General features: G+C 66.5%; 17 protein-coding genes. 15 read left to right on the forward strand and 2 right to left on the reverse strand.

What is annotated here, in order from left to right; all coding sequences use genetic code 11:
- Positions 1–103: 103 nt before the first annotated feature.
- The 15 genes from CGU35_RS05920 (at position 104) to CGU35_RS05990 (ending at position 21,211) form a co-directional block, all read left to right on the forward strand.
- Entirely contained in the window at positions 104–3,472 is a 3,369-nt protein-coding gene (locus tag CGU35_RS05920; protein ID WP_157813910.1) for a helicase-related protein, read from the forward strand.
- A 279-nt stretch (positions 3,473–3,751) separates the two neighbouring features.
- A complete protein-coding gene (locus CGU35_RS05925; protein ID WP_100810658.1) occupies positions 3,752–4,813 on the forward strand; it encodes a nucleotidyltransferase in 1,062 nt (353 codons plus the stop codon).
- Positions 4,813–5,376: a hypothetical protein gene (locus CGU35_RS05930; RefSeq protein ID WP_146048020.1), complete on the forward strand. Its 564-nt coding sequence runs from the start codon at positions 4,813–4,815 to the stop codon at positions 5,374–5,376. Before CGU35_RS05925 ends, CGU35_RS05930 begins: the two co-directional genes overlap by 1 nt.
- Entirely contained in the window at positions 5,373–5,873 is a 501-nt protein-coding gene (locus CGU35_RS05935) for a hypothetical protein (protein WP_100810660.1), read from the forward strand. The genes CGU35_RS05930 and CGU35_RS05935 overlap by 4 nt, the downstream gene beginning before the upstream one ends.
- A 102-nt stretch (positions 5,874–5,975) precedes the next feature.
- Entirely contained in the window at positions 5,976–8,807 is a 2,832-nt protein-coding gene (locus CGU35_RS05940; protein WP_100810661.1) for a DUF1156 domain-containing protein, read from the forward strand.
- A gap of 62 nt (positions 8,808–8,869) precedes the next feature.
- Positions 8,870–9,637, forward strand: a complete 768-nt coding sequence (locus tag CGU35_RS05945) for a hypothetical protein (protein WP_100810662.1) — start codon at positions 8,870–8,872, stop codon at positions 9,635–9,637.
- Positions 9,630–10,556: a hypothetical protein gene (locus CGU35_RS05950; protein WP_100810663.1), complete on the forward strand. Its 927-nt coding sequence runs from the start codon at positions 9,630–9,632 to the stop codon at positions 10,554–10,556. The genes CGU35_RS05945 and CGU35_RS05950 overlap by 8 nt, the downstream gene beginning before the upstream one ends.
- 103 nt (positions 10,557–10,659) lie before the next feature.
- On the forward strand, positions 10,660–14,004 hold the full coding sequence (locus tag CGU35_RS05955; RefSeq protein WP_232711167.1) for a DUF499 domain-containing protein: 3,345 nt from the start codon (positions 10,660–10,662) through the stop codon (positions 14,002–14,004).
- Positions 14,005–14,006: 2 nt separating this feature from the next.
- Positions 14,007–14,912 carry a hypothetical protein gene (locus tag CGU35_RS05960; protein WP_100810665.1) on the forward strand — a complete coding sequence of 302 codons (906 nt, stop codon included), beginning with the start codon at positions 14,007–14,009 and terminating at the stop codon, positions 14,910–14,912.
- 14 nt (positions 14,913–14,926) lie between these two features.
- Complete coding sequence (locus CGU35_RS05965; protein ID WP_100810666.1) at positions 14,927–15,124, forward strand: hypothetical protein; 198 nt, start codon at positions 14,927–14,929, stop codon at positions 15,122–15,124.
- A 5-nt stretch (positions 15,125–15,129) separates the two neighbouring features.
- The gene (locus tag CGU35_RS05970) at positions 15,130–15,546 is read left to right on the forward strand and encodes a hypothetical protein (protein WP_100810667.1); all 417 of its coding nucleotides are present in this window, start codon (positions 15,130–15,132) and stop codon (positions 15,544–15,546) included.
- 117 nt (positions 15,547–15,663) lie between these two features.
- On the forward strand, positions 15,664–19,203 hold the full coding sequence (mobF, locus tag CGU35_RS05975; protein WP_100811307.1) for a MobF family relaxase: 3,540 nt from the start codon (positions 15,664–15,666) through the stop codon (positions 19,201–19,203).
- Positions 19,204–19,308: 105 nt separating this feature from the next.
- Positions 19,309–19,866, forward strand: a complete 558-nt coding sequence (locus tag CGU35_RS05980; RefSeq protein WP_100810668.1) for a Pycsar system effector family protein — start codon at positions 19,309–19,311, stop codon at positions 19,864–19,866.
- A 10-nt stretch (positions 19,867–19,876) separates the two neighbouring features.
- On the forward strand, positions 19,877–20,605 hold the full coding sequence (locus tag CGU35_RS05985) for an adenylate/guanylate cyclase domain-containing protein (protein ID WP_036285135.1): 729 nt from the start codon (positions 19,877–19,879) through the stop codon (positions 20,603–20,605).
- A 222-nt stretch (positions 20,606–20,827) separates the two neighbouring features.
- Positions 20,828–21,211: a sulfate permease gene (locus CGU35_RS05990; protein WP_100810669.1), complete on the forward strand. Its 384-nt coding sequence runs from the start codon at positions 20,828–20,830 to the stop codon at positions 21,209–21,211.
- 38 nt (positions 21,212–21,249) lie between these two features.
- Here CGU35_RS05990 and CGU35_RS05995 read toward each other — a convergent pair whose 3' ends face one another.
- Both CGU35_RS05995 and CGU35_RS06000 read right to left on the reverse strand, forming a co-directional pair.
- Positions 21,250–23,553 carry a DUF262 domain-containing protein gene (locus CGU35_RS05995; protein WP_232711227.1) on the reverse strand — a complete coding sequence of 768 codons (2,304 nt, stop codon included), beginning with the start codon at positions 23,551–23,553 and terminating at the stop codon, positions 21,250–21,252.
- A gap of 5 nt (positions 23,554–23,558) precedes the next feature.
- On the reverse strand, positions 23,559–25,286 hold the full coding sequence (locus tag CGU35_RS06000) for a GmrSD restriction endonuclease domain-containing protein (RefSeq protein ID WP_100810671.1): 1,728 nt from the start codon (positions 25,284–25,286) through the stop codon (positions 23,559–23,561).
- Positions 25,287–25,308 lie beyond the last annotated feature (22 nt).

Here is a 25,308-nt window from a genome sequence, read left to right on the forward strand (position 1 = left end):
GCTTCGAATCGGAAGGGTCGCCGTGCGGCTAGAGGACATCGCCGCGACTGCGCGGCTGGCAGGCATACTGCCGGGGCGTGCCGTGACGGTGCTAGCGGCACAGATGCATGGCGCGAATGCGGTCGAGGTCACCTATCAGGACGACAACGGCGCGCTCGGGCAGGTGGTGTTGTTCCGTGACGACGAAGCGAAGATCGCGCCGCATCTGGAGTCGGGCCGTCCGTTCGATGCCGATCCGCGCAACTTCCGGCTGGCCGCGGAGGCGCAACGCATCATGCTCGCGGGGCTGCACGATCCCATGCTGGCTGTTGCGACGAGCGACGTGCAGCCGCTGCCGCATCAGATCCGTGCCGTGTACGGGGAGCTGCTCCCGCGCACGCCGTTGCGGTTCCTGCTCGCTGACGATCCCGGCGCGGGCAAGACGATCATGGCCGGGCTCTACATCAAGGAGCTGATCCTCCGGGATGACGTGCGCACCTGTCTGGTAGTAGCCCCTGGCGGGCTGGTGGAGCAGTGGCAGGACGAGCTGGCGCTGAAGTTCGGCCTGGAGTTCGAGATCCTCGCCCCCGGCGCGGAGGACACCGCGCCAGGCAAGAGTGTCTTCGATCAGAAGCGGCTGCTCATCGCGCGGATGGATCAGCTCGCCCGCAACGAGGTGCTGCTGGAGCAGATCGAGCAGGCTGAGTTCGATTTGGTGGTCGTGGACGAGGCGCACCGGATGAGCGCGTCGTGGTTCAGCGGGGAGATGAAGGCGTCGAAGCGGTTCCAGCTCGGCGAGCTGCTGAGCGAGCGAGCCCGGCACTTCCTGCTGATGACCGCGACGCCGCACAACGGCAAGGAGGAGGACTTCCAGACCTTCCTCTCACTACTCGACCGCGACCGCTTTGTCGGTCCCGGCGACCGCCACGCGAGGACGGGCACGGCCGACGGGCTGATGCGGCGCATGGTGAAGGAGAAGCTCGTCACCTTCGAGGGGCGTCCGCTCTTCCCCGAACGGATCGCGGAGACCGCCTCATACCGGCTTTCGCCGGATGAGCAATTCCTCTATGAGGAGGTCACGGAGTACGTCCGCAACGGGATGAACCTCGCCGACCGGCTGGAAGGCAAGCGGAAGAACACGGTCGGGTTCGCGCTCACGGTCTTGCAGCGTCGTCTCGCATCGAGCCCGGAAGCGATCTTCCAGTCGCTTCGCCGCCGCACCGACCGGCTGGAGCGCACCCGCGCCGACCTGCTTGACGGCATCCTCGACGCCCCGCCGCGCGACGCTCCCGCGTCCTTGGTCGGCGATGATCCCGACAGCAGCTACTTCGACACCGACGAACTCGAGGCGGCCGAGCTGGAGGAGGCCGAGGAGGAACTGGTCGACGCGGCGACCGCGGCGCGCACCGCGGCCGAGCTGGAGACCGAGATCGTCGACCTGCGTCGGCTGACCGAGCACGCGCGCAGGCTGCTGGACTCGCAGCAGGACGTGAAGTGGCGCGAGTTGCGCGGCGTGATCGAGGGTCAGGTGCTCACGACGGCAGACGGCAAGCCGCGCAAGCTGATCGTCTTCACTGAGCACCGCGACACCCTGAACTACTTGGAGCGGCGCATCACGCAGCTCTTGGGTAGGCGCGAGGCCGTGGTCACCATCCACGGCGCGGTGCCCCGATATGAACGCCGTCGTGTCACCGCCGAGTTCACCTCGAACCCCGAGGTGCAGATCCTCATTGCCACCGACGCCGCAGGGGAGGGCCTGAATCTTCAGGCCGCGCACCTTATGGTCAACTACGACTTGCCGTGGAATCCGAACCGTATCGAGCAGCGGTTCGGTCGTATCCACCGTATCGGCCAGACCGAGGTGTGCCGACTGTGGAACCTCGTCGCCGAGGACACCCGCGAGGGCGAGGTGTTCATCCGCCTACTCGACAAGATCGAGGAGCAGCGCGCCGCCTACGACGGCGAGATCTTCAACGTGCTCGGCACCTCGCTCGGTGACCTCTCGCTGACCCGCGTGCTGCGCGACGCGATCCGCTACGGCGAGCAGCCCGAGGTGAGGGCGAAGATGTGGGAGGTCATCGACGAGGGCGTCTCCGCCGGGCTGAAGGAGCTGCTCGACGACGAAGCCCTCGCCAGCGAGGCACTCGCACCCACCGACCTGGAGGCGCTGCGTCGCCAGATGGAGGACGCAAAGGCCAAGCGCCTCCAACCGCACTTCATCCGCGACGCCTTCCTCGAGGCCTTCGACCGTGCAGGCGGACGCATCGCCCGGCGCGAGAAGGGCCGCTTCGAGATCACCCACGTCCCCGCCAACATCCGCGAACGCGCCGGGCGCGCACCTGTTGCCCGTCGCTACGAGCGCATCACCTTCGATGCCGCCACCATCGACGTACAGGGCACGCCCCGCGCAGAACTGCTCGCACCGGGCCACGCGCTGCACGACGCCGCGCTCCAGCTCGTGATCGACCAGCACGGGCCAGTGCTAGACCGCGGCACCGTGCTCACCTCCGACGCGGTGACCGAGCCGACCCTGCTCGTCGGCGTGCTCAACGAGGTCCGCGACTCCACCGGGCAGACCGTCAGCAAGCGATTTGGGTACTCCGTCGTCGGCGCCGACGGCATAGTGCGCGAGGCCGGCCACGCCCCGTACCTCGACTACGCGCCCGCCGACGAGCCGCAGCGTGCCGCGGGCACGAGCCTGCCGTGGCTCACCCAGCGGGAGAAGGATGCCGTCTCCTGGGTGATCGCCGAACAGCTCCCCGTGTTCGCCGCCGACGTGACGACCCGCCGCACACACGAGTACGAGCGCGTCCGCGAACGCGTCGCCACCCGGCTGACCCGCGAGATCAACCGCCTCTACACCGAGGCGCTGAAGACCGACGCCGATGCCGCAGCAGGGAAGAAGGTGCGCTACTCCGCCGAGACCCTGCGCCGCCGTGCCGAGGAGCTGGAGCAGCGCCGCGAGACCCGGCTCGCGCTCATCGAACGGCAGCTCGCCATGTCGCCCGTCACCCCGCGCATCACCGCCATCGCCCTCGTCATGCCCGCAGCCACCGAACCGAACGCGCCCGGCGATGTGGCCGCGAACGCGCTCGCCCGCGCGGCAGTCGAACGTCGAGGCGTCGACGCGGTACTCGCCGCCGAGCGCACCCTTGGCCGTACACCTGAGGAGCAGTCGCACAACAACCCCGGCTTCGACGTTCTTTCCCGGCCCGCCGAAGGCGCGGGCATTCGCATCGAGGTCAAGGCCCGCATCGAAGGTTCCGACACCTTCACGATCACCCGCACCGAGGTGCTCACCGCGCTCAACGCCGCGCCCGACCACCGGCTCGCGCTCGTGCGGGTCAGCCCGAGCGGGCCGCAGCACGATCAGGTGCGCTACATCGGTAACGCCTTCGAGGGCATCGAACCCGCCTGGCTCACCGACTTCGATGTCGTCTCGCAGAACCTCTCCTGGAACGACTGGTGGGCACGCGGCGGGGGGCCGTTCTGAGGCCAAGTGCCCACTCGCCTCAGCCCGAGGCGAAGATTCTTTCGAATGCCCGCGTGTCGCGCGCCGCAGTGTCGTAGGCGAGCCATACGTTGATCTACTACCCAAAACGCCGCCGGGTGCAACCGGCGGCGTTCTCGGGCCTCGTGGACGAGGGCGGAACCTGGAAAGTTCACCCGACTCTAGCGAGACAAGCGGCAATGTGCCCAAACGGACACGCCGGATGTCGAGCAGCGAGGCCTCCCGACCGCCGGACCCGGTTCCGGCAGAAAGGAGCCGACAATGACGCTCTTGGACATCCCAAACCGCACCAGCATCAGCACCGTGGAGGACGCGCTCAACGAAGCGCGTACCCGCATCCAGGTGACCCCCGAGGAACTCGCCGAGGCGCGGCGACGGCGCGATGCTCTTGCCGCCGCGCTGAAGCATGAGTTCGGCGGGCGCACCTACGTCAACGGCAGCATCGCCCACGGCGACGCGCTCAACCCCCTGACCGACGTCGACCTCGGCATCGTGATCCCCGACCCCGACGGGCTCTACGGGCCGGGCCTCCGTGGTCCCGGCGCACTCCAGGAACGCGCGGCCGATGCGATCCGGCGCGAGCTCAAGGACGAGTATCCGAAGCTTCGGGTCGAGCACCTCAACCGCCGCCGCTCCATCCTCGTGCGGTTCGGTGACCCCGTGACGCCCGGCCAGGCCGACTTCACCGCGGATGTCATCACCGCGATCGACAACCGCACCGGAGCTGGGCTCTACATCCCGAACTACCGCACCTGGGATCGCAGCCACCCGGAGCGCCACACGGAGATGGTGAAGCAGGCGAACGCTGTGACCCGCTCGACGTTCGCGCGCGGCACTCGGCTCATGAAGCACTGGAACCGCAAGCACGACCGGCCGATCTGCTCCTGGAACATCAAGGCCCTCGCGCTCGGCTGCATCACCGGGCCGGTGACCATGACGAGCTACATCAGCACCTGGCTGAACCACGCCATCGCGCAGCTCAGCATCGGCGAGACGCCCGACCCCGCAGGCGTCGCCGGGCCGATCAAGATCAACGAGATGTTCACCCGGCTCCAGGTCGTCGCCGCGTTCCGGCAGGCAAAGGCCGACTTCGACCTCGCCCTCCAGTACGAGCGTGAGGGCTACCCGATCCTCGCGCTCAACCAGCTCGCCATCTTCTTCGGCGACGAGGCTGTGATGCCCAAGCCCGATCAGGACGAGGTGAAGCGCGTCGCGCGGGAACGCTGGCGGGAGAAGAACCCGTCGCTCGTGCCCGCGCCCGCAGCCCCCGCGTCCACGTCCGCTTACGGGGATCGCCTCCCCGTGCGTTCGTGGGCGTGCTGATGCCCGACCCAGCGTGGTACGGCGCGGACGCCGCCTGGTTCGTCCCGTTCGAGCGTGACGCCTTCCGCCTGTTCGGTCGCCGTCTCCGAGTCGACTACACCTGGGAGGTACTACGCCAAGCGAACCCGTGCGCGGTCGTGCTGAGCTGCGGGAGCTGGATCGGGCTCGGCTTCGGGCCACCTCAAATCGAGGCCGTGCCGAGACGGCGATACCACCTCGATGGCGTCGATGTGGTGGGAAGGACGGAGCGCGTCCCGGTCGTCATCGAGTTCCGCCCCCAGCGGTACTTCCCCGGCGGAGGGGTTCGAGACGGCCGGGACTTCCCCGTCGTGTACGCCGGAGAGATGCAGGACTCCCCGCATCGCTATGAGGACGGGACGCTGTGTCTCTATTACCCGGACGACCCCGCCGAGCAGCGATGGACGGCTGACGCGAACCTCGCCGAACTGATCGTCCTCGTGCAGGACCACCTGTTCCTGGAGGATACGTTCGCTGAGACCGGCGAGTGGATCGCACCCCAGGCGGAGCACGGCTTCACCGAGGAAGCGAGGCGCGCCGCATGAGCTGGCTTCTTTCGCTCTTTCCGCCTGCGCCGATCACTTGGGATGGGATTGCGACCATCGCCGCGGCGATCCTCGCGGCGGGCATTGTCGTGCTCGGCTTCCTGCACGAGCGCCGCCAGCGGGCGCGCTCGCGCCGTGCGGAAGCATACGCCGGGGCGCTCCAGGCCGTCAGCGACTATCTCGAAGCGCCGTACCGTGTTCGCCGACGGACGGGCACAGCCGCGGATCGGTTTGCGCTCACGGCGCACGTCAGCGAGATTCAGTCCCGCCTCGACTTCTACTCCGCACACCTCGCGCTCGTCGCTCCCAAGGTTCTCGCCGGCTACGCCGAGCTGGTGTCGGCAGCAAAGTCAGAAGCGGGACCGCAGATGAGCGCAGCATGGAAGGCATGCCCGACACGACGCGACCGTGACGTGCCGCTCGTGGTGGCTTACGCGCATCCCCGCGCCGACGCCGCCCGCTCGGCGGTGCTCGCAGCGATGAAGGCCCACCCCTGAGCACTCGCCGCCCACCGTGGCCTCCAGGCGACATCCGACCCCGCGGGTAGGCTCGAGAACCGCACTACGAACAAGCGCGAGAGCGCACCCGAGAGGAATGCAGTGGCAGTCAAGCGCAAGCTGATCGAGGTCTCGATCCCACTCGACGAGATAAACAAGCAGTCAGCGCGCGAGAAGTCGATCCGCCACGGGCACCCGAGCACGCTGCACCTGTGGTGGGCAAGGCGACCGCTGGCGACCGCGCGGGCGGTGCTGTTCGCGCAGCTCGTCGATGACCCGTCGGTGCGTGAGGACGAGTTCCTCGCCGAGGCTCGTGGGAAGGGCTACGAAGACCCCGAAGGCTGGGCCGGCCACCGCATCAAGCAGGAGCGCGAGCGCCTGTTCGACCTCATCACGCGGATGGTCAACTGGGACAACCTCAACGACGAGGCACTGTTCGACGCCGTGCGCGCCGAGATCATGAAATCCACGAATGGCAACCCGCCCGCGATCCTGGACCCGTTCGCGGGCGGCGGCACCATCCCGCTGGAGGCGCAGCGGCTCGGTCTGGAGGCCCACGCGAGCGACCTCAACCCCGTCGCCGTGCTCATCAATAAGGCACTCATCGAGATCCCGCCGAAGTTCGCTGGGCAGGAACCTGTGTTCCCCGGCGCGGCCGGAACGCGCAACGCCTGGCCAAAGGCGACGGGTCTCGCGGAGGACGTGCGCCGCTACGGCGAGTGGATGCGCGATGAGGCACAAAAGCGAATCGGCCATCTTTACCCGAGGGCGAAGCTCCCGAGCGGGGGCGAAGCCACGGTCATCGCATGGATTTGGGCGCGAACCGTCACTTGTCCGAACCCGGCCTGCGGTATCGAGATGCCGCTGGTGCGCTCGTGGTGGCTCGGCAAGAAGAAGGGCAAGGAGGCCTACGTCGTGCCCCACGTCGCCAACGGGACGGTCGACTATGAGATTGGGCATAGCGCGCAGGACGCGCCTGCGGGTGACGGGGATGGCACGGTTGGCCGCACCGGAGCGACTTGCATCTCCTGCGGCGCGGCTGTTGACCTGGCTTACGTGCGAGCGGAGGGGCGTGCAGGTCGGCTTGGACGCGACCTGATTGCAGTCGTGGCCGAGGGCGGCCGTGCGCGCACCTATCTCCCGCCGAGCGCTACGCATCTCGCGGCTGCTGAGGTGGATCGTCCTGACGCGCTCCCCGAAGGCGCGATCGCTGAACAAGCGCTCGGTTTTCGTGTGCAGGCTTACGGGCTTACTGAATGGGCCGATCTGTTCACGAATCGCCAGCTAGTGACACTCACGACGTTTAGCGACATCGTCAGCACGACAAGAGACCGTGTGTTTGGTGACGCCCAGCTTGCACGTGCAGATAGGGGAGAGCGATTGGAGGCTGGTGGCTCAGGCGCGGCTGCGTACGCGGACGCGGTTGCGACCTATCTGGCGCTCGCTCTTTCTCGGATGACAGACCGACACTCATTGCTGACAACTTGGGACTCCGGGCCAAAGAAGGAGTATGAGCGGAGCGTCTTCTCAAGACCGGCAGTTCAGATGACATGGGACTTCACCGAGTCCAACCCTCTGGGTGGCGCCGGCGCGAGCTTCGACGCAAGTCTCACTTGGCTAGTCAAGGCAGTGGAGCGTCTCCCCGGACGCATTCGGGGCGTGGTTGACTCTGCCGACGCCGCAGCGAGGAGCTTCGATTCGCTAGTTATATCAACCGATCCGCCCTACTACGACAACATTGGCTATTCGGACCTGTCGGACTACTTCTACGTTTGGCTTCGACGGTCGCTGCGGGACATCCATCCAGGCTTGTTCAGTACGATCCTGGTCCCGAAGGCGGAGGAACTAGTAGCTAATCCGTATCGACACGACGGAGCCGACGGAGCCAAGCGATTCTTTGAGCATGGATTTGAGCAAGTTTTCGCACGAGCACGACAGTCAACTTCGGGCGAGTTTCCAATTGCCGTCTACTACGCCTTCAAGCAGTCTGAGACAGACGAAGGGGGCGATGCTTCCACGGGGTGGGAGACGATACTCGGCTCGATAGTGCGAGCTGGGTGGCAGGTTACCGCGACGTGGCCAATGCGGTCAGAGCTGGCTACCCGCATTCGCAATATCGGTAGCAATGCCCTCGCGACATCTGTGGTGCTTTCCCTACGACCGCGCCCAGAAGGCGCTCCTATAACTGACCGCCGTGGGTTCATCGCGGCGATGAAACGTGAACTCGGCCCGGCGCTGCGGGAGTTGCAGCAAGGCAGTATCGCGCCAGTCGATCTGCCGCAGTCGGCGATCGGCCCCGGAATGGCGGTGTTCTCGCGGTATACGAAGGTGATCGAGTCGGACGGCTCCGAAATGACGGTGCGCTCGGCGCTCGCGCGCATCAACGAGGTGCTGGACGAGCTGCTGACCGAGCAGGAGGGCGACTTCGACCCCTCCACCCGGTTCGCCATCGCCTGGTATCGCAGCAACGGCTACGAGGCTGGGGCTTTCGGTGACGCCGAAAACCTGGCCCGTGCCCGTGCCACAGCGGTCTCGACGATGGAGCGCGGCGGCATTCTAAGCGCCCGCGCGGGTAAGGTGCAGCTCTATCGGCCGGTCGACTTGCCCGAGGACTACGACGTGACGACCGATCAGCACGCCTCAGCATGGGAGGCGCTCCAGCACACGATCCGTATTCAGGAGACGAAGGGCATCCCCGCCGCGGGTGCGTTCCTGCGTGACGCGAGCCGTCGTGCCGACGGCTCTGTCGACCTCGACCTCGTGAAGGAGCTGGCCTACCTGCTGTTTCAGGTCGCAGAGAAGAACGGCTGGACCAAGGACGCCATCTCGTTCAACGGCATCGCCACGTCCTGGTCCGAGCTGCTCGACTCCGGTCGGACGGCTGCGCCCGTGAGCACCGCGGCCACGCTCGACTTCGACACGCTCGACGAATAGCAATGGCGATACGCGACGCAGACCGAAAACTCCTCTGGGGACGAGCCCACAATCGGTGTGCGATGTGTAAGCGTCCGCTCACAGCGCAGGCCGAGTCGCCGCATCTGGGTGGGCTCGTGCTCGGCGTAGAAGCACACATCATCGCGCAGAGCGAGGTGGGGCCCCGCGGTGATGCTGGTGCGCGGGACGCTATCGATGCCTACCCGAATCTCATCCTTCTGTGCCCGGAGGATCACAAGCGGGTCGACGATCAACCTGATGTCTACCCCGCTGACCGCCTGCGGGAGGTCAAGAGCGCGCACGAGCGTTGGGCAGAGGATCGGCTCGACGGCGTGCCCGGGTTTCAGCCGATCAAGGTACTTCGTGGAGACGACGAAGACTCGATCCCGTTTACATCTCTCCTGTCTGGCACTCAGGTATGGAACACCGTTGCGGGTGCCGGATTCTTCAACTTCATCCCTATCGATGACATCCATGCGGCTGACCGAGTTGAAGCCGGAGACGAGTTTCTCGACGCGATAAAGGACTGGGGAGAGATTGCGGACGAGATCGACTCCCTGACGCAGCGGCGGGGTGCTCTTCGCAGCATGACCGAGCTTCTTGAAGGGCTGTGGGCTCTCGACGTCTTCGCATGGGGTCGACGCCTGACTCGGATGATTTCCGGGGGAGTCCTCCCGCCGAGTCCGGTCTTTGTCGCTGAGGTCATGCTCCTCACCAAGGAGGACTTTCTCGTCCGCTATGGCTCGGACGGAGAGGAACAGGAGTCCGAGCCTGCTCCTGAATGCTCAGAGGACGGTCAGCAGTCATCGGCGGTCAGTTTCGATGGCTGAGCCTCGCAACCTGCTGAAAGACTGGTGCCCTGTCGGCCGGTCGTTCCCGGACGGCTTGCGAGCGTTCGGAGATGAATCGCGCATCCAAAGTCTCGATGAACACCTCAAGTCGCTCACCGGGCTACGTTCCGGTGAGCCCGGTGCGGCATGGGCACTCGCCGCGCACACGGGGCTCTGGCCGGAGCCGCGCGACGGGGCCGAGGCAGGTCAGCGTCTGATCGACTTCGTGCTCCGGGGAGCGGGCGACTACCTAGAGGCCGCGGAGGTCATGCAGACGACGGACCCAGAGTTCATGCGCCGACTCAGGACGATGAGCGATCGAATTGTTCCCGCAGTTCACGCGGCGTACCGCGGAACCCACGCTTGGGGGCTCCAGTTCGAGCGCTTCATCGAGTTGCCGCCGCGCCAGCGCGACCTTCAGCAGCTGGCCTCAGCGTGGGCGAAGGCGCTTGGGAGCGCCGACCCGGAGGCGGGAACCGTTGAGCTGGGTCCGGGGCTGAGTGCCTGGCCGCTCATCGACGAGAGGCCCGCTGGCGTCTATTTCAGCAGCGCCAACGCAGAGATCGCCGAGCGTCCGGAGACGCCCTACCTGGAGCGGCTCTCCGAGTACCTCGCTACTGACGGCAACATCGCTCGACACATCGAGAAGCTGCGCGCCGAGAGCGTGACGCTCGCTGCTCGCCGGAGCCATCTGTATCTCCCTATCGCCGCGAACGGCGAGAACGGTGACCTACTCGCGCTGTCGCCGAGCCTCTTCACCTGGGGCACGTTCACGCCGATTGAGGGCGTCACCGACCTCTGGCTTGCGAACGGGCTCGACATATTCCACTGGTCGGCCGAGACAGGATGGGTCTATCACCCCGATACCGACGAGCGTGCCGAGAGCGCTCGCGCGCACGTCGCCGGGCCGAACTCGTAGCGGCCCGACACACGCTGACCTCACCTGTGTCTCAGGCCCCCGGTAGCCTGGGAAGTCAGGAGGCTTTCTAGTGGCGACATCAAATCGTGACCGCATTGGGCGGATGTTCGAGATCCTTGCGGAGGCGCTCGACCCGTTCATTGCGGAGGTGCTGGAGCCTCAGATCGGTGATTCCGATTGGGCGCTGGTGGTCAAGCTCGCCGACGAGGAGAAGGGCATTACCGGCAAGGCATACAGCCGGGAAGACCCTGCCGTGCAGCTTCGGATGCTGACCGAGGGGCTGACGGGTCGGGTGAAGAAGGGCTGGTATCCGTTCAAGGGCACGGTCACTCGCGAGCACGAGGCGTATGCGAGCCTGCTGCGCGAGACGCGGAACCAGTGGGCGCACAACGCCACCTTCGATGACGACGCGGCGCTGCGGGCACTCGACTACGCGCGGCTGCTGCTGGCCGCGGTGGGGCAGGCGTATGCGGCCGACAAGGTGGACGCGATCCGGCTCGATCTGCGTCGGATCGCCACGGGCAAGCAGGACTCGCGGGCACTGAAGTCCTCGACCGTGGTGCCTGGCGCGTCGGGGCTGGCCCCGTGGCGGGAGGTGCTGAAGCCGCGCGATGAGGTGGCGACGGGCAACTTCCAGTCCAGCGAGTTCGCCGCCGACCTCTACAAGGTCGCCCGCGACCCGGCGGCGACGAGCGGGGAGTATTCCGATCCGGCGCAGTTCTTCGCCCGCACCTACCTCACCGAGGGTCTGCGCGATCTGATCGGCCGCGCGGTGAAGCGCCTGGCCGGGGATGCGAACGCCTCGCCCGTGGTGAACCTCCAGACGAACTTCGGTGGTGGAAAGTCGCACTCGATGCTCGCGCTGTGGCACCTGGCCGGCGGTCTGCCGCTGGCGAAGTTCCCGCAGGAGGCGCAGGAGCTGCTGACCGCGAACGGCTACCCGACAGAAGGCGTCACCGCGAACCGGGTCGCGCTGGTCGGCAACCACTTCGCGCCGCAGGGCGAGACGAAGGACGACGGCACCCGCGTGAACACGCTGTGGGGCGAGCTGGCGTGGCAGCTCGGCGGGCGTGAGGCGTATGAGATCGTGCGCGAGCACGACGAGAAGCGCACGAACCCCGGCGGTGACCTGCATGTGCTGCTGGCGAAGTACGCACCCGCGGTGATCCTGATCGACGAGTGGGTCGCCTACGCCCGGCAGCTCTACGGCCGCGAGGATCTCGCGGGCGGCACGTTCGACACGCAGTTCACCTTCGCGCAGTCGCTGACCGAGGCGGCGAAGTCGACGCCCGGCGTGTTGCTGGCCATCTCGATCCCCGCCTCGCACAACGGCGACGACCGCGGCGAGGTCGCAGGCGCGGCCGAGGAGGTCGGCGGATCGAACGGCATGGAGGCGCTCAAGCGCCTCCAGAACGTCGTGCGCCGGGTCGCTGACCAGTGGCGTCCGGCCTCCAGCGACGAGGCGTACCGGATCGTGAAGCAGCGCCTGTTCGAGTCGGAGGACGCGCAGGCCCTCGCACAGATCGCCGCGACCGCGAAGGCGTTCAGCGACTTCTACCAAGCCAACGCGGGCGAGTTCCCGAAGGAGGCGCGCGACCCGCAGTACGGGCGGCGCATCCAGCAGACCTACCCGCTGCACCCGGAGCTGTTCGACCGGCTCTACGAGGATTGGTCTTCGCTGGAGCGGTTCCAGCGCACCCGCGGCGTGCTGCGGCTGATGAACGCCGTCATCCATGCGCTGTGGGTCGGCGAAGACCAGGGACCGCTCATCCTGCCCGGCTCGATCCCGCTGTCGGTCGCATCGGTGAACGCGGAGCTGACGCAGTACCTCCAGGACTCGTGGAAGGCCGTCATCGACGCCGACGTGGATGGGACGAACTCCGAGCCCGCCCGCATTGACAGCGACAAGCCCGTGCTCGGGCAACGGTCGGTGACCAAGCGCCTGGCACGCACCGTGTTCTTCGGAGCCGCACCGACCATCGGCACCGCGCACAAGGGCATCGACACGCAGCGGGTGTTCATCGGGACCGCGGTGCCCGGCGATATCGTCGGCAACTTCCACTCCGCGCTCACCCAGCTCGGCGACCGCACCACCTACTACTACTCGTCGGCGGGCAAGCACTGGTACGACACCCAGGCCAACATCACCCGCCGCGCGAAGGATGCCGCCGACGCGCTGCACCCCGAAGACGTGTGGGCCGAGATCGTGAAGCGGCTGCGCGGCGAGGAACGCGCGCGCTCGGACTTCGCGGGCGTCCACATCGGCCCGACCGACTCCGGCGACATCCCCGACACCGACCAGGCACGGCTCGTCATCCTGCATCCGAAGTATCCGCACCGCCGCAAGAAGGGCGACTCGCCCGCGCACGACTTCGCCAGGGCCGCGACCGAGCGGCGCGGCACCGCGAACCGCGCCAACCGCAACATGATCGTCTTCCTCGCGCCCGACGAGGAGCGCCTGGCCGAACTCGACCAGGCCACGCGCTCGTTCCTGGCGTGGCAGGAGATCGCTGAGAAGGCGAACGAGCTGAACCTCACTCCGCAGCAGCTCGCGCAGGCCACCGACAAGCGCGACCAGTTCGGTCGTACGGTCGACGACCGGCTCGCGTTGACTTACCAGTGGGCGCTGAACCCGGTCGCGCCCGACCCCGGCTCGCCGTTCGAGCTGGAGGAGGTCAAGGCCGATGGGCAGGCGGGTTCGCTCGCGGAGCGCGTCGCCAAGAAGCTCGGCAGCGCGGGCGCGTACTCCACCCAGCACGCGGCACGGTCGATCCGGCTCGCACTCGACACGAAGGTGCCTGCCGCATGGTCGGCCGGGCACATCGCCGTCGGCGACCTCTGGAGCCTGTACGCGCAGTACCCCTACATGCCGCGACTGCGCTCCCGCGAGGTGCTGATCGACGCCATCGACAACCAGCCGCTGCTCTGGCAGAGCGAGAGCTTTGCCCTCGCCGACGGCTATGACGAGGCGACCGACCGCTACAGCGGACTCTGGCTGCCCGGCGACACCGGGCGTGCACCCGTCACCGATGCCACCCTGATCGTCAAGCCCGCACCCGCCGAAGCACAGCGCGCCGAAGACCTGGCCGCGACCGCGGCCAGCAGCACGTCCGCGCCGGAGGCGGACTCCCCGACGACCGCGGCGGCAGCAGCAGCGAGCACGACGGGGGGCGCTGCGACCACCGCTCCCGCGCCAGCGCCCGCGAAGAAGCCCGCGGCGACCCGGTACGTTGGCAGCGCGCCGATCAGTGCAGAACGCTACTCCGCCGACTTCGCCAAGATCGCCACCGAGGTGCTGACCAACCTCGCCGCATCCGGCGCGAAGCTCACCATCTCGCTCTCCATCGACGCCATCCACCCCGACGGCTTCACCGAGCAGCAGCTCCGCACCATCCGCGAGAACGGCACCACGCTGAAGTTCACGACCAACGAGTTCGAGGCGGAGTAGAGGTGGCAATCGACCGTGAGATCAACCGGCGTCTGCTCATCCTTGCAGTCGTCCAGTCGGTAGGCGCTGACGGATGGGGTGCGGAAGAAGAAGCGGTGAGGGAGCGCCTTGCTGACCTGGGCGGTGATCCGTCACAGCTCGACCATTCCGAACTCCAGGAGCTTGCGCGGCGAGGCTGGGTAAGCACTAAGGACATGTCCTTCGGCGACTGGATCGGTGCGGTCACGCCCGCAGGGCGAGACGCAGCGGCGAGAATCGAGCAGGATCGCGCTGACGTTGCCGCACGTCGCATCGCGCTCCGCGACGTCCTCCTGCGCTGGCTGTACGACCGCATTCACGTCCACGATGCGCTGATGCCAGATCCCAAGGGCGTTCTCCAGTCCGGTGCCACGTACTTCGGGGTCGCGTTCACCGATACCGATGTCGAGAAGGCAAGTGGCGCGTTGAGGGACGCTGGCTATATTCGGGGCACGACTCTTGCTTCCGGCGAGATCACGCTCGTAGAACTGCTCCCGAAGGGAGTCCGGCTGATTGAACGCGGCGGCAGTGTGCGTGATGATGAGGCCACGAGTGGTACGACGATCACCACGACAGTGCATGGCCCCGCAAACATCGCGAACCAGAGTTCAAACGTCAGTCAGAGCATTGACCTCAGCTCGACGTGGCTGGTCAAGGCTGCCGAAACCCTGGACGGCATAGAGCAAGCCCTGCCCGCGCTCGGTCTCGCCGATGAGCACGAGGTGTCTGACGCGATAGCTGATGCACGCAGTGGCGTGGCCACAGAAGACCCTTCACGAACGAAGTCGGCTCTGGAGCGGCTCTTGCCGTTCCTCTCAGCAACGACAGCGGGAGCACTCGGAAATCTGGTCTCAAGTGGCGTCGTGACGCTCCTCGGGTTGATCCCGTAGCCGAAGGGGCAGTCATGGCTCAGGGACTGACCAGCACCCAGGAGATCGTGGAGGTGCGCGTCGACAACTTCATGCGCGGTTCGATCAAGGACGCGCTCGCGCAGGATCTCGCCGCACGGCCGGAGCACCGCATCGTCGCCCTGTCCACGGTCGCGGGCGGCGACGAGTCCAACGGCGTTATCCGCGTAGTGGCCGTCATCGAGTACCTGTAGGCATCGTGGGCAAGCGCGCCGACAGTGATGAGCACTACGTTCTCGACCTCTGCGACGAGGTAATCGGGGTCCGCGGGGAGCGACAGGCGACGTTCCTATGGCTTGTCGGTGACGTGTCGCCGACGACCGGACGGGCTCGCAAGCTCCCCGTCGACGGGTACTGGCCTGCGCTGGGGCTCGTAGTTGAGTTCCAGGAGAAGCAGCACACCGAGGCCGTTGCGTTGTTCGACCGACGCGCGACCGTCTCCGGGGTGCCTCGCGGCGAGCAGCGCCGACTCTACGACCAGCGGAAGGTGGAAATCCTGCCGCAGCACGGCATCCGCGTTGTCGTCATCCACAAGTCGGAGTTCACGACGAAGGCCGACAAGATCGTCCGCGACCACGAACACGACATCGCGGTCGTCCGCGCCCGCCTCGTCTGACCGTCGAAGCCCTCCAGAGGCCAGTACACGTCTTGCACATCGAGGTTGATCGCGCCTGACGGCGGGCTCGGTGGCTCACCTCTCTGACGAGAGAGGCGGTGCCGGGTGTCGGTTTCGATGCGGGTCATGGGCGCGGGGGACGGCTACAAGTACCTGCTGCGCTCCGTGGCGTCGGCTGACGGCGAGCGGGGGCTCTCGACGCCGCTGACCCGGTACTACGCCGAGCAGGGCACGCCGCCGGGCCGCTGGATGGGCGGCGGGCTCGCGGCGCTCGGGGAGGGTGAGATTCACGAGGGCGCGCCGGTCTCGGAGGCGCAGCTCCAGCTTCTGCTGGGGATGGGGCGCGACCCGGTGACGGGCGATCCGCTGGGGAAGGCGTATCCGGTGTTCCCGAGCGTCGAGGATCGGATCGCGGCGCGCATCTCGCGGCTCGATCCGGCGTTGGGCGCTGATGAGCGGGCCGAGGCCGTTGTGGTGATCGAGGCGGAGGAGGCGGCGCGCACCTCGCGGCGGGCGGTCGCCGGGTACGACTTCACCTTCTCGCTGCCGAAGTCCGCCTCGGCGCTGTGGGCGGTTGCGGACGCAACGACGCAGGCACGGATCGCGGAGGCGCACCATGCGGCGGTTGCGGAGGTGGTTGCGTTCATGGAGCGCGAGCTTGCAGCGACGCGCTCCGGCGCAACGTCCCGCGGGGGAGCTGTTGCGCAGGTTGAGGTATTCGGGTTCATCGCTACCGCGTTCGATCACTTTGACTCGCGGGCGGGCGATCCGCAGTTGCACACGCATGTCGTTGTGAGCAACAAAGTGCGCACCCTATTCGACGGCAAGTGGCGGTCGCTGGATGGCCGGCCTCTGCACGCGGCGACCGTGGCGCTGAGCGAGCTGCACACCGCGGTGTTCGCCGATCACCTGACCCGCGCGCTCAGCGTCGGGTGGGAGCGGCGCGACCGGGGCGCGGATCGCAACCCGGTGTGGGCGGTCGCCACGGTGCCCGAGGAGCTGATCGCCGAGTTCTCGTCCCGGTCGCGGCACATCGACATCGAGAAGGACAGGCTGATCGCCGAGTACGAGCGAGCGCACGGGCACGCGCCGTCACGGGAGACGATCATCCGGCTGCGGCAGCAGGCGACGCTGGCAACCCGGCCCGACAAGGAAGTCCGCCCGCTCGCCGACCTCGCCCAGGAGTGGCGCACCCGCGCGAGCCGACTGCTGGGCCGGGACGCAACCGAATGGGCGCGAGAAGCCGTCGCGGTCGAGCCCGCGAAGCTGCTGCGCGCGGAGGACGTTCCACTGGAGCAGATCGCCAGGCTCGGCGCCTCGGCGGTCGCCGCGGTTGCCGAGAAGCGCACGACGTGGAGCCACTGGAACCTGTACGCGGAGGCAGCACGGCAGACGATGGGCTGGCGCTTCGCCGCCACCGAGGACCGCGAGGCGATCACGGGGGTGATCGCCGACGCCGCGGAGCAGGCGTCCATTCGGCTCACCCCGCCTGAGCTGGCCTCCAGTCCCGCTGCGTTCCGGCGCGCGGACTGGACGAGCGTGTTCCGGCCTCGCAACGCCGCCCGATACAGCGGTGCCGCGGTGCTCGCTGCTGAGGATCGGCTGCTTGCACGCTCCCGCGAGCAGGTTGCACCGCGCCTGGCCGACGCAACCATCGCGCACGCGCTGCAACCCCGCAGTTGGCGCGCGCTCGGCGACGACCAGCGCGCGGCACTCGCAGCGATTGCGTCGTCAGGCCGGATGCTCGACCTGCTCGTCGGCCCCGCGGGGGCGGGCAAGACCACCGCGCTGCGCGCGTTGCGTCGCGCATGGGAGGCCGAGCACGGGCACGGCTCGGTCGTCGGCCTGGCACCATCCGCGGTCGCGGCCGAAGTGCTGGCCGGTGACCTCGGCATCCCGACAGAGAACACCGCGAAGTGGTGGCAGACCTACCGCGACCACGGCACCGGGTTCACCGCTGGGCAGCTCGTGATCGTGGACGAGGCATCCCTCGCCGGGACGCTCGCGCTCGACCGGCTCGTGCGCGTCGCGGCAGACGCCGGAGCCAAGGTGCTGCTCGCGGGCGACCCCGCGCAACTCCAGTCCGTCGACGCCGGGGGAGCGTTCGGGCTGCTCATCGCCCACCGCGACGACGTGCCCGAGCTGACCGACGTGCGCCGCATCGCCGCAGCCTGGGAGAAGGATGCAACCCTCGACCTGCGCCACGGATGCATCGAAGCCATCGACACCTACCAGGCCCACGGGCGCATCCGCGCGGGAGAAGCCGCGCGCATGGCGGACGCCGCCTACCAGGCATGGCAGCGCGACCAGGCCGCGGGGCTGGCAAGCATCCTCATCGCCGAGTCCAGCGCGATGGTCACCACGCTCAACCAGCGCGCCCGCGCCGAGCTAATCCTCGCCGGAGCTGTCGCCGCCCGCGCCGAGACGCGCCTGCACGACGGCACCGAGGCATCCGTCGGCGATACCGTCATCACCCGCCGCAACGACCGCTCGCTGCGTGTCGGGCGCGGATGGGTGCGCAACGGTAGCCGGTGGACGATCATTAAGGTTGGTGACGATGGATCGCTGCGGGTTCGCCCGGCCGGACGGCGCTGGGGTGCCACGCTCCGACTCCCGTCCGAGTACGTCGCCGAGCACGTCGAACTCGGTTACGCGGTCACCGCGTACCGCGCGCAAGGCGTCACCGTCGACACCGGCCACACGCTCGTCGAGCCCGGCGCGACCCGCGAGAACTTCTACGTCGCCATGACCCGCGGCATCCACAGCAACACCGCCTACGTCTCCCTGAACCGACCTGACGACGAGCACATCCACCCGCCGACCGAAGGCACCGCCGCGATAGCGGCGCGCAGGGTGCTCGCGGGCGTACTCGCCCACGTCGGCGCGGAACTCTCGGCCCACCAGACCATCACCGCCGAGCAGGACACCTGGGGATCGGTCGCGCAGCTCGCCGCCGAGTACGAGACCATCGCGGCCGCTGCACAGCAGCCCCGCTGGGAGGCGGCCATCCGCGCGACCCGGCTTACCCAGGCGGAAGCCGACGCCGCACTCGCGTCGACCGCGTTCGGGGTGCTGGTTGCCGAGCTGCGCCGCGCCGAGGCCGACGGGTACGACGCGCAACGCCTCCTCGGTGCGCTCGTCGCTTCACGGCCATTTGATGACGCGGGCGACATCTCCGCGGTGCTCCACGAGCGGGTGATACGAGCCCTGGCTCGCGCGAACGGAGCCGGGCGCGTTCGCCAGCCCGCCACGCCCATCGCAGGACTCATCACCCCCGCACTCGGCCCGATGGGTGACGACGAGCGCACGGCGCTCCGGGAGCGCGCCGCACTCATCGAACAGCGCGCCGACGCACTCGTCACGGAGGCTATCGGGTCGTCGGCGGCGTGGATCGTGGAACTCGGCACCGAGCCCGCCGAACCGCAGCCTGCCGAGCTCTGGCGGCGCGAGGCGCGCACCGTCGCCGCGTACCGCGACACCTACGGCATCAGCGAGACCAGCACGCTGGGACTCATCGGCGACGACGCCCGGCAACGCGCACACGCTGCACGAGCGCGCGCCGCGATCCACCGCGCGCGGCTGCTCGCGGCACGCGCAGCAGAACCGGAGCCGGGATCGTATGTGCCAGAGCGCTCTACGCCCCGCTTGGGCATGTAGCGGCACGGATGCACGTCGTCCCGTGTCCTCCACGTAGGTGCTTTGGTGGCCACGCCTACGCACTGAGTTGCCCGTGATGTCCGGGCCCCCGAGTACGTTCGAAGCGTGCCTCTACTGATCTTCCGCCGTGCAAAGAGACCGCCTGCGCCCGACCCCGATCCTGATCACGCGTGGAAACTGCTGAGCCTTGTCAACGAGTGGATCCGTCACTCGGACGCCAAGGCAGGGGTAACTCTCGCTTTCGTTGGTGTTCTCGGCACGATGCTGTTCAACCTCGTCAGGGAGTTCACGCAGCGCTCTCTCATCTTCGATGTGATTGTCGTCGCTGCGTGCGCGCTCTCGGTGCTGACCGCGGCGCTCTGCGGCTGGACTCTGACTCCGCGCGTCAACGACAAGGACGCTGCCCCCGAAGCAATCAATCGCGTCTTCTTCGCAAGCATCGCCCGACATTTCAAAGGCGACCGTCCCGGCTACACGGAAGTGCTGGGCACGCTAACAGCGGATCCGCGCGAACTCGTCCGGGATCTCGCTGATCAGGTCCACGCGAACGCAAAGATCGCGACGCTCAAGGCGAAGTACGTGAAATGGGCGATCCGGTCGGCCCTAGCGGCTGGCGCGTGCGTCGCGGCGGTCGCAATCATCGTCGGGATTGAAAGCATCTGAGGACGGGAACATGGACGGCAACTACAAGGCGTACAGCTACACGAGCAGTTCCGATCGGATCAAGGCGATCCTGGATCAGCCCGCAGGAAGCTTCGAGGAGGTCGACGGGCTGCCCGACCGGGACAAGCTCACGTTCACGAACGGGTTCTATGGAATGTGCTCGGCGGTCTTCATCGACATCCGAGACTCTTCTGGGCTCACCGCCAAGCACAAGCGTCCGATTCTCGCAAAGATATATCGCGCGTTCATCTCTGAGATGGTGGCGGTGCTGAACTCCGATCTGTACGTCCGGGAAGTGAATATCGTTGGGGACTGCGTCTGGGCTGTGTACAAGACCACGCAGAAGACGCACATTGACGATGTGTTTGGCATTGCCTATCAGGCGAACACACTCATCAAGCTCCTCAACCACCACTACGCGAAGAAGGGGATCGACCCCCTGAAGATCGGCATCGGCGTCGACTACGGCCGAGTGCTCATGATCAAGGCGGGATTCAGTGGCAGCGGAATCAATGATGTCGTCTACATGGGCGACGTCGTCAACCGCGCCGCTCACCTGGCACACGAAGCAGGCAGAGGGTGGGCCGATCCGATCTTCGTAGGCGGCGTCTTCGAGCAGAATCTCAACGACCACAACAAGGCACTGTTGACTTCTCGATATGTGAACGGCCTCGGGACGGTCCACACTGGCAACGTCGTGAGCACTCCGATGAACGATTGGGTCGATACCCTCAGCTGACGGTTTCCGAGCTGATGAGGTTCGGCCGCCGCTCGTCCAGGTCGTTGTCCTCCTCCCAGAGTGACTTGGCGCGGAACCTTCCGTGTGTCCGCGGTCGGGCGTACCCTGGGTGTCGAGGTAGTAGCCACGATTTCTAGGTCGCTTGCGACGGTCCACTCGGGACGCTCACCACATGATCTACCTCCTCGGCGGAGTTACGCACCCTCTCAGGAGGCGGACATCATGCTCCGACTGCTCTGGAATCTCAGCATCCGGGTTCGGCTGTTCCTGCGGATGTACATGCCGACGAACATCCTGCTCAACGCGCTGCGGACGCGCCGCGGACTGAAGTGGGGTGTGCCCGCCATGCTGATCGCCGTGCCGTATCTGCTCGGCGCGTGGCTGCTGACCGTCTGGATCGCCGATGGCGGGCCGGGGTGGCTGAACCTGCTCGTGCTGCTGTTCATCTGGAACGCACTGAAGTTCCTCGTCAACGGCCCGATCACGCTCGTCATTCTGATCCGGGCTCGCCTCGCCGAGCGGCGCGACGGCCGACTCGCCGAGCGTCAGTCGGCGGGATACACGACCCGCAGCGACATCTCCGTGCTGACCGCGTCGCTCCGCTGATCTGGTAACAGCTCTTGAAGCCTCTGCGGCTCGTTCGGTCAGAGACCGGCCGCTACGAGCGCCGTCAGGAGAGCAGCCCCCATTGCGACTCGGTCCTCGGTGTCGACGAGTTCGCCGTCAAGGTCGATCTGCGCGACTGGAAGGTGCGTGTCCGATGTTGCACCATGCTGGGCGCAGATGTCTCGGAACCGTCGCGACAGAGCCGCATCGGCGGGCGGAGCCAGTTCGAATCCATCGGGAACGATACGAATACCAGCGCCGCTGGCCGAGAGAACGAGCCACCGGGGCTGGAACTCGTACCCCGAGAACCACAGAGTCTCGACACCGGACGCGAGCCCGCTGACTCGATACATCGCCCAGAGATAGGGGTCTCGGTATCGTCCGCTCCCGCTGAGGTCAGGGGTGCGCAGCATGCACATGGAGTGTCTCCACTGCCCAGTTTCCTGCAGGTACTCGCCGTAGTAGACGCCCGTCGCGCCCTCGCGCATCTCTGGGTAGGTGGCGAGATACGCGCGCCAGGTGAAGCGTCGAGTTGACCGGGCCTGCTCGACGAACTCATCGGTGACTCGCTGCAACGAGTGACCGACACTGCCACCGCCGTCCGCCGCAACGTCGTCGAGCAGGGAGGCGAGTGCGGCTCGGAGTGCCTGGTTCCGACCGCGTCCTCGATTGGAGAAGACGCCACGCCATCGCGCGCTCTGCTTCGGGTCTCCGGTTCCCAGCTGAACGGCTCTGCCCGCCGTGCGGGGATATCCGTAGTCGCCCTTCGCCAAGAGCGCGCCGGTCAAGATCGGCCAGTGCTGGGGCGCGACGACATCGGGAAACGCAGTCGCGTGGCGCTGGAGCGACTCTGGGTCGAGGTCGAACGCGAAGATCCTGCCGCGAAGGAGTGGATGGTCTTCGAGGGAATGCACTGCGTGTTCGAGCTCTGGGAGGGTTTCGATCAGCGCGATCTTGTCGAGTTCGTCTTGCACGCGGTCGGGGTTGAAGCCGCGGGTCGTGGTGAGGTCGCCGTCGCGAATGAGTTGCTCGACGCTCGGGATGAGGTCACCCATCCGTTCGAGGCGCACTTCGTCGTCGGCGCCATCGACGAGATTGCGAAGGATTCGGAGTCGAGCCGCGATTTCGCGGGTCGCATACTGCCGATGTATGAGCACGGCGAAGAGCATGAGCGTCTCCGCCAGCGAGAAGAGCCGCCGGTTTCCAGTTCGCTTTCCGTACAGCTCGAGACAGCCTTCGAACAGGTTGAGATTCGTGGTGTCGAGCGGTACACGCCCGGTCTGTGATGCGGCGCTGCTGCGGGCGAGGTCGACGAAGTGCTCCTCAAATGCTGCGCGCACGTCTTCGACACCTACCCATGTGTCGAAGGCATGAGTCAAGAAGGCGATGTGACTCGTTGCGTTCGGGTTGCCGACGTCGAAGGCGCGTTCCGCCCGCTCCAGCAGGGTACCCTCAGGGACCACGTTGTCGCGCCACTCGCTGATCTCGATGATGAACTCCAGGTACCGGAGGAACTCGTCGTCGATGAGGTGGTCTCCGCCGTGGAAGCTCCAGAGCACGTCGCTCCACACACCGTCGAGTTTGTGGATGATCGCGTCGAAGTCGTCCTTGGGCAGAGTCTCGTGAAAGAGCTTCTCCAGTCTCGCCTTGAAGTTCTCGAAGTCCGTGAGCGGCTTTCCCCGCGAGTTCATCTTGATGTACAGCTCTTCGCCGGAAGGCATGTCGTCGATGGGAAGAAGGTAGAAGGACACCGCTGGTGTCGACTCGTCCATGAGTCGCTCCCATGCGGAATCGAGATCGATGTTCTCCGCGATGATTCGCTCGTGGACCGCGTCGAGCATGTTCAACATCGATTGGATTGTCGGGTCGTGCCGCCACGCATGGAGATACCACGCCTGATCCGTGATCCACGTCTTTGGCGTGGAGAAGTCTCCGCCGGGGGAGTGCTCGGGCTTGACGAGTTCGCGGCAGAAGAGTTCGGCGCTGGCACGAGTCGCGTACTCGAACCGGAGGACCGCCGCGGCTTCGTGGAGTCGATCCGTTCGCGCGGCGATGTACCAGTGAATGAGGAACAGGGTTGTGAGGCGTTGCTGTCCGTCGAGGGGTCGCAGCGTTCCGTCGCCAATCTCCCCGTACACAAAGTCGAGATCGACAGCCTCGTCGCCTACGAGCGCTTCGATGAGGACGCCGAGGAAGTCTGCGCGGATGCTGTTAACACCGCGTTCGTCTCGGCCCTGCGCGTAGTCGCGCTGGATGAGCGGGATCTCGACACGCTTGATGGTCTCCGCGCCGGTCTCACCCGGCTGGAACATGCGGGCGAATGAGGTCTTGGTGCCTCGCATCTCGGTCACGCTGCGACCTCCGACGTCTGCAGGTACGGGGCGACGGCTTCGAGGATCGCCTTCAGATAGCTCTCGCGGTCGGCGGCTCCCCAGAAGTGAATCTGCTGGTCGTCGGCATCGGTGTAGTACTTGAGAAACACGTTGCGGGTGCACGGCGGAATATATGAGCCGGCTTTGTCCCGAGCGAGAATCTCCCGACGCTTAACCTCGAACGTCGAGTTGCTGAGTGCGCTGTTGTCGCCGCTTGCCAGCAACGCCAGGTTCGCCAGTGAGTGCACGTTCTCTCCCCGGCGAGTCGATTCGTCCGTGAGGGCATCCTCGACGGCGGCCTTCACCGCGTCGAAGCGGACGCCGACTCCGTGCACCTGCTGCTCCGCGATCATCCCGAGCACGTCGTCGATCTCGGAGAGGAGTTCGGCGCGGACGGCGCTCTCGAGCGTCGGCAGGTCCTCCACGACATCGCGCTGTAGCAGGAGCCACTCGCGCCAGATCTTCTCGTCGCGCCGGAGTTCCTTGGCGTTCTGCGCATGGATGTGCTCCAGCGACCAGGAGCCGCGTGAGTGGGCGTTGAAGGAGTACCGGGCAGTGTCGTCCTTACGGGCGCGAACTGTCTCCACGTTCATCAGCAGCAAGACCTCGTTACATTTCGCGCTCCTCGTGTCGTAATCCAGTGCGCCGAGGTCCTCCTCCGTCAGGTCGAGCACATCACGGATTCGGCCGTCGAGGGCCTCATGCAACTGCGGTTTGGTGAGGCCATCGGCCAAATTCACGAGCTGGCCGAAGGTGTCGCTTCCGACCTGGATCAGGAATCCGACCTTGTGGAAGACTTGGCGGTCGTCGTGCCAGCCGAGGATCAGCGAATGCAGCTTCACGACTCGGTCCCAGAATGCCTGCGCACCTGCGGTGATCTCGTTCCTCAGCGTTTCGAACGTGTAGTAGCGAGGGCGGTGCCGACCGGAAGGCCTCCCGCCGATCTGATCGGCGAGAGTGTCGAGGACGAGCCCGATGTGGGTTGCCTCGTTCTCGTGTCGGCCTGTGATGAACGACCACACCTCTGGCGCGCGAAGTTCCCGCTCGAACTGGTCCCACTGCGCGGCGATCTGCTCGCTCTTGTCTGAGTATCCAGGACGCGCGCGGCTGTTTGCCAACACGAGCGCCTTGACGAGTTCGGCGTCAGTCAACGGGATCCGCCCGACGTTCAGCCGGGTGAACAGGGTGATGGAGTCGAGATCTTGCGATGCCTCATACCAGATCACTTTGACCGAGTCGAAGAGGTAGCCGTAGAACTTGTTGGCGACGTGCTGAGTGCGATGCTCCCACGCCTCGAACCATGTGCGGATTCGTTCGTACGCTCCGAAGATGTGGTGGAAGTCGATGTTCTCGTCCTTGTGGTCGGCCATCGGCGACCGTAGGAACTCTTGGCTACCGGGGCGTGTCTCGTACTCGATCGAGTAGCCAGCGCCGGCGCTCTGCAGCCCCTGATCCCGCATGTACTGGAAGATCAGGTACAGAGTGGTGAACCGCTGCTGGCCGTCGATGAGTTCCCACCGACCGTCGGCCATCTGCTTTACGACCACGGGCTGGAGGTAGTACGGTGCGCCGTTGCTCTCCCAAATGTCTGCGAGGAGACGGTCCACCTCGTCAGGACCCCAACGGTAGCCCCGCTGATAACCGGGAACGAAGAAGGCTCCTGTGACGTCACCGACTGCTCGCGGTTCAAGAATCGCATCCACTTGTCCACGCTAGTGGAGCCCC

The sequence above is a fragment of the Microbacterium sp. BR1 genome, assembly GCF_002812725.1.
In the GTDB taxonomy this organism is placed as follows: Bacteria; Actinomycetota; Actinomycetes; order Actinomycetales; family Microbacteriaceae; genus Microbacterium.

Bases quoted from the DNA above. Each gene is read 5' to 3' on its own strand.
- CGU35_RS05920 (WP_157813910.1), top strand. From the start codon at position 104: ATGCATGGCGCGAATGCGGTCGAGGTCACCTATCAGGACGACAACGGC.
- CGU35_RS05945 (WP_100810662.1), top strand. From the start codon at position 8,870: ATGTGTAAGCGTCCGCTCACAGCGCAGGCCGAGTCGCCGCATCTGGGT.
- CGU35_RS05950 (WP_100810663.1), top strand. From the start codon at position 9,630: ATGGCTGAGCCTCGCAACCTGCTGAAAGACTGGTGCCCTGTCGGCCGG.
- CGU35_RS05955 (WP_232711167.1), top strand. From the start codon at position 10,660: ATGTTCGAGATCCTTGCGGAGGCGCTCGACCCGTTCATTGCGGAGGTG.
- CGU35_RS05985 (WP_036285135.1), top strand. From the start codon at position 19,877: ATGGACGGCAACTACAAGGCGTACAGCTACACGAGCAGTTCCGATCGG.
- CGU35_RS05930 (WP_146048020.1), top strand. From the start codon at position 4,813: ATGCCCGACCCAGCGTGGTACGGCGCGGACGCCGCCTGGTTCGTCCCG.
- mobF (WP_100811307.1), top strand. From the start codon at position 15,664: ATGCGGGTCATGGGCGCGGGGGACGGCTACAAGTACCTGCTGCGCTCC.
- CGU35_RS05935 (WP_100810660.1), top strand. From the start codon at position 5,373: ATGAGCTGGCTTCTTTCGCTCTTTCCGCCTGCGCCGATCACTTGGGAT.
- CGU35_RS05925 (WP_100810658.1), top strand. From the start codon at position 3,752: ATGACGCTCTTGGACATCCCAAACCGCACCAGCATCAGCACCGTGGAG.
- CGU35_RS05995 (WP_232711227.1), bottom strand. From the start codon at position 23,553: ATGCGAGGCACCAAGACCTCATTCGCCCGCATGTTCCAGCCGGGTGAG.
- CGU35_RS05965 (WP_100810666.1), top strand. From the start codon at position 14,927: ATGGCTCAGGGACTGACCAGCACCCAGGAGATCGTGGAGGTGCGCGTC.
- CGU35_RS05990 (WP_100810669.1), top strand. From the start codon at position 20,828: ATGCTCCGACTGCTCTGGAATCTCAGCATCCGGGTTCGGCTGTTCCTG.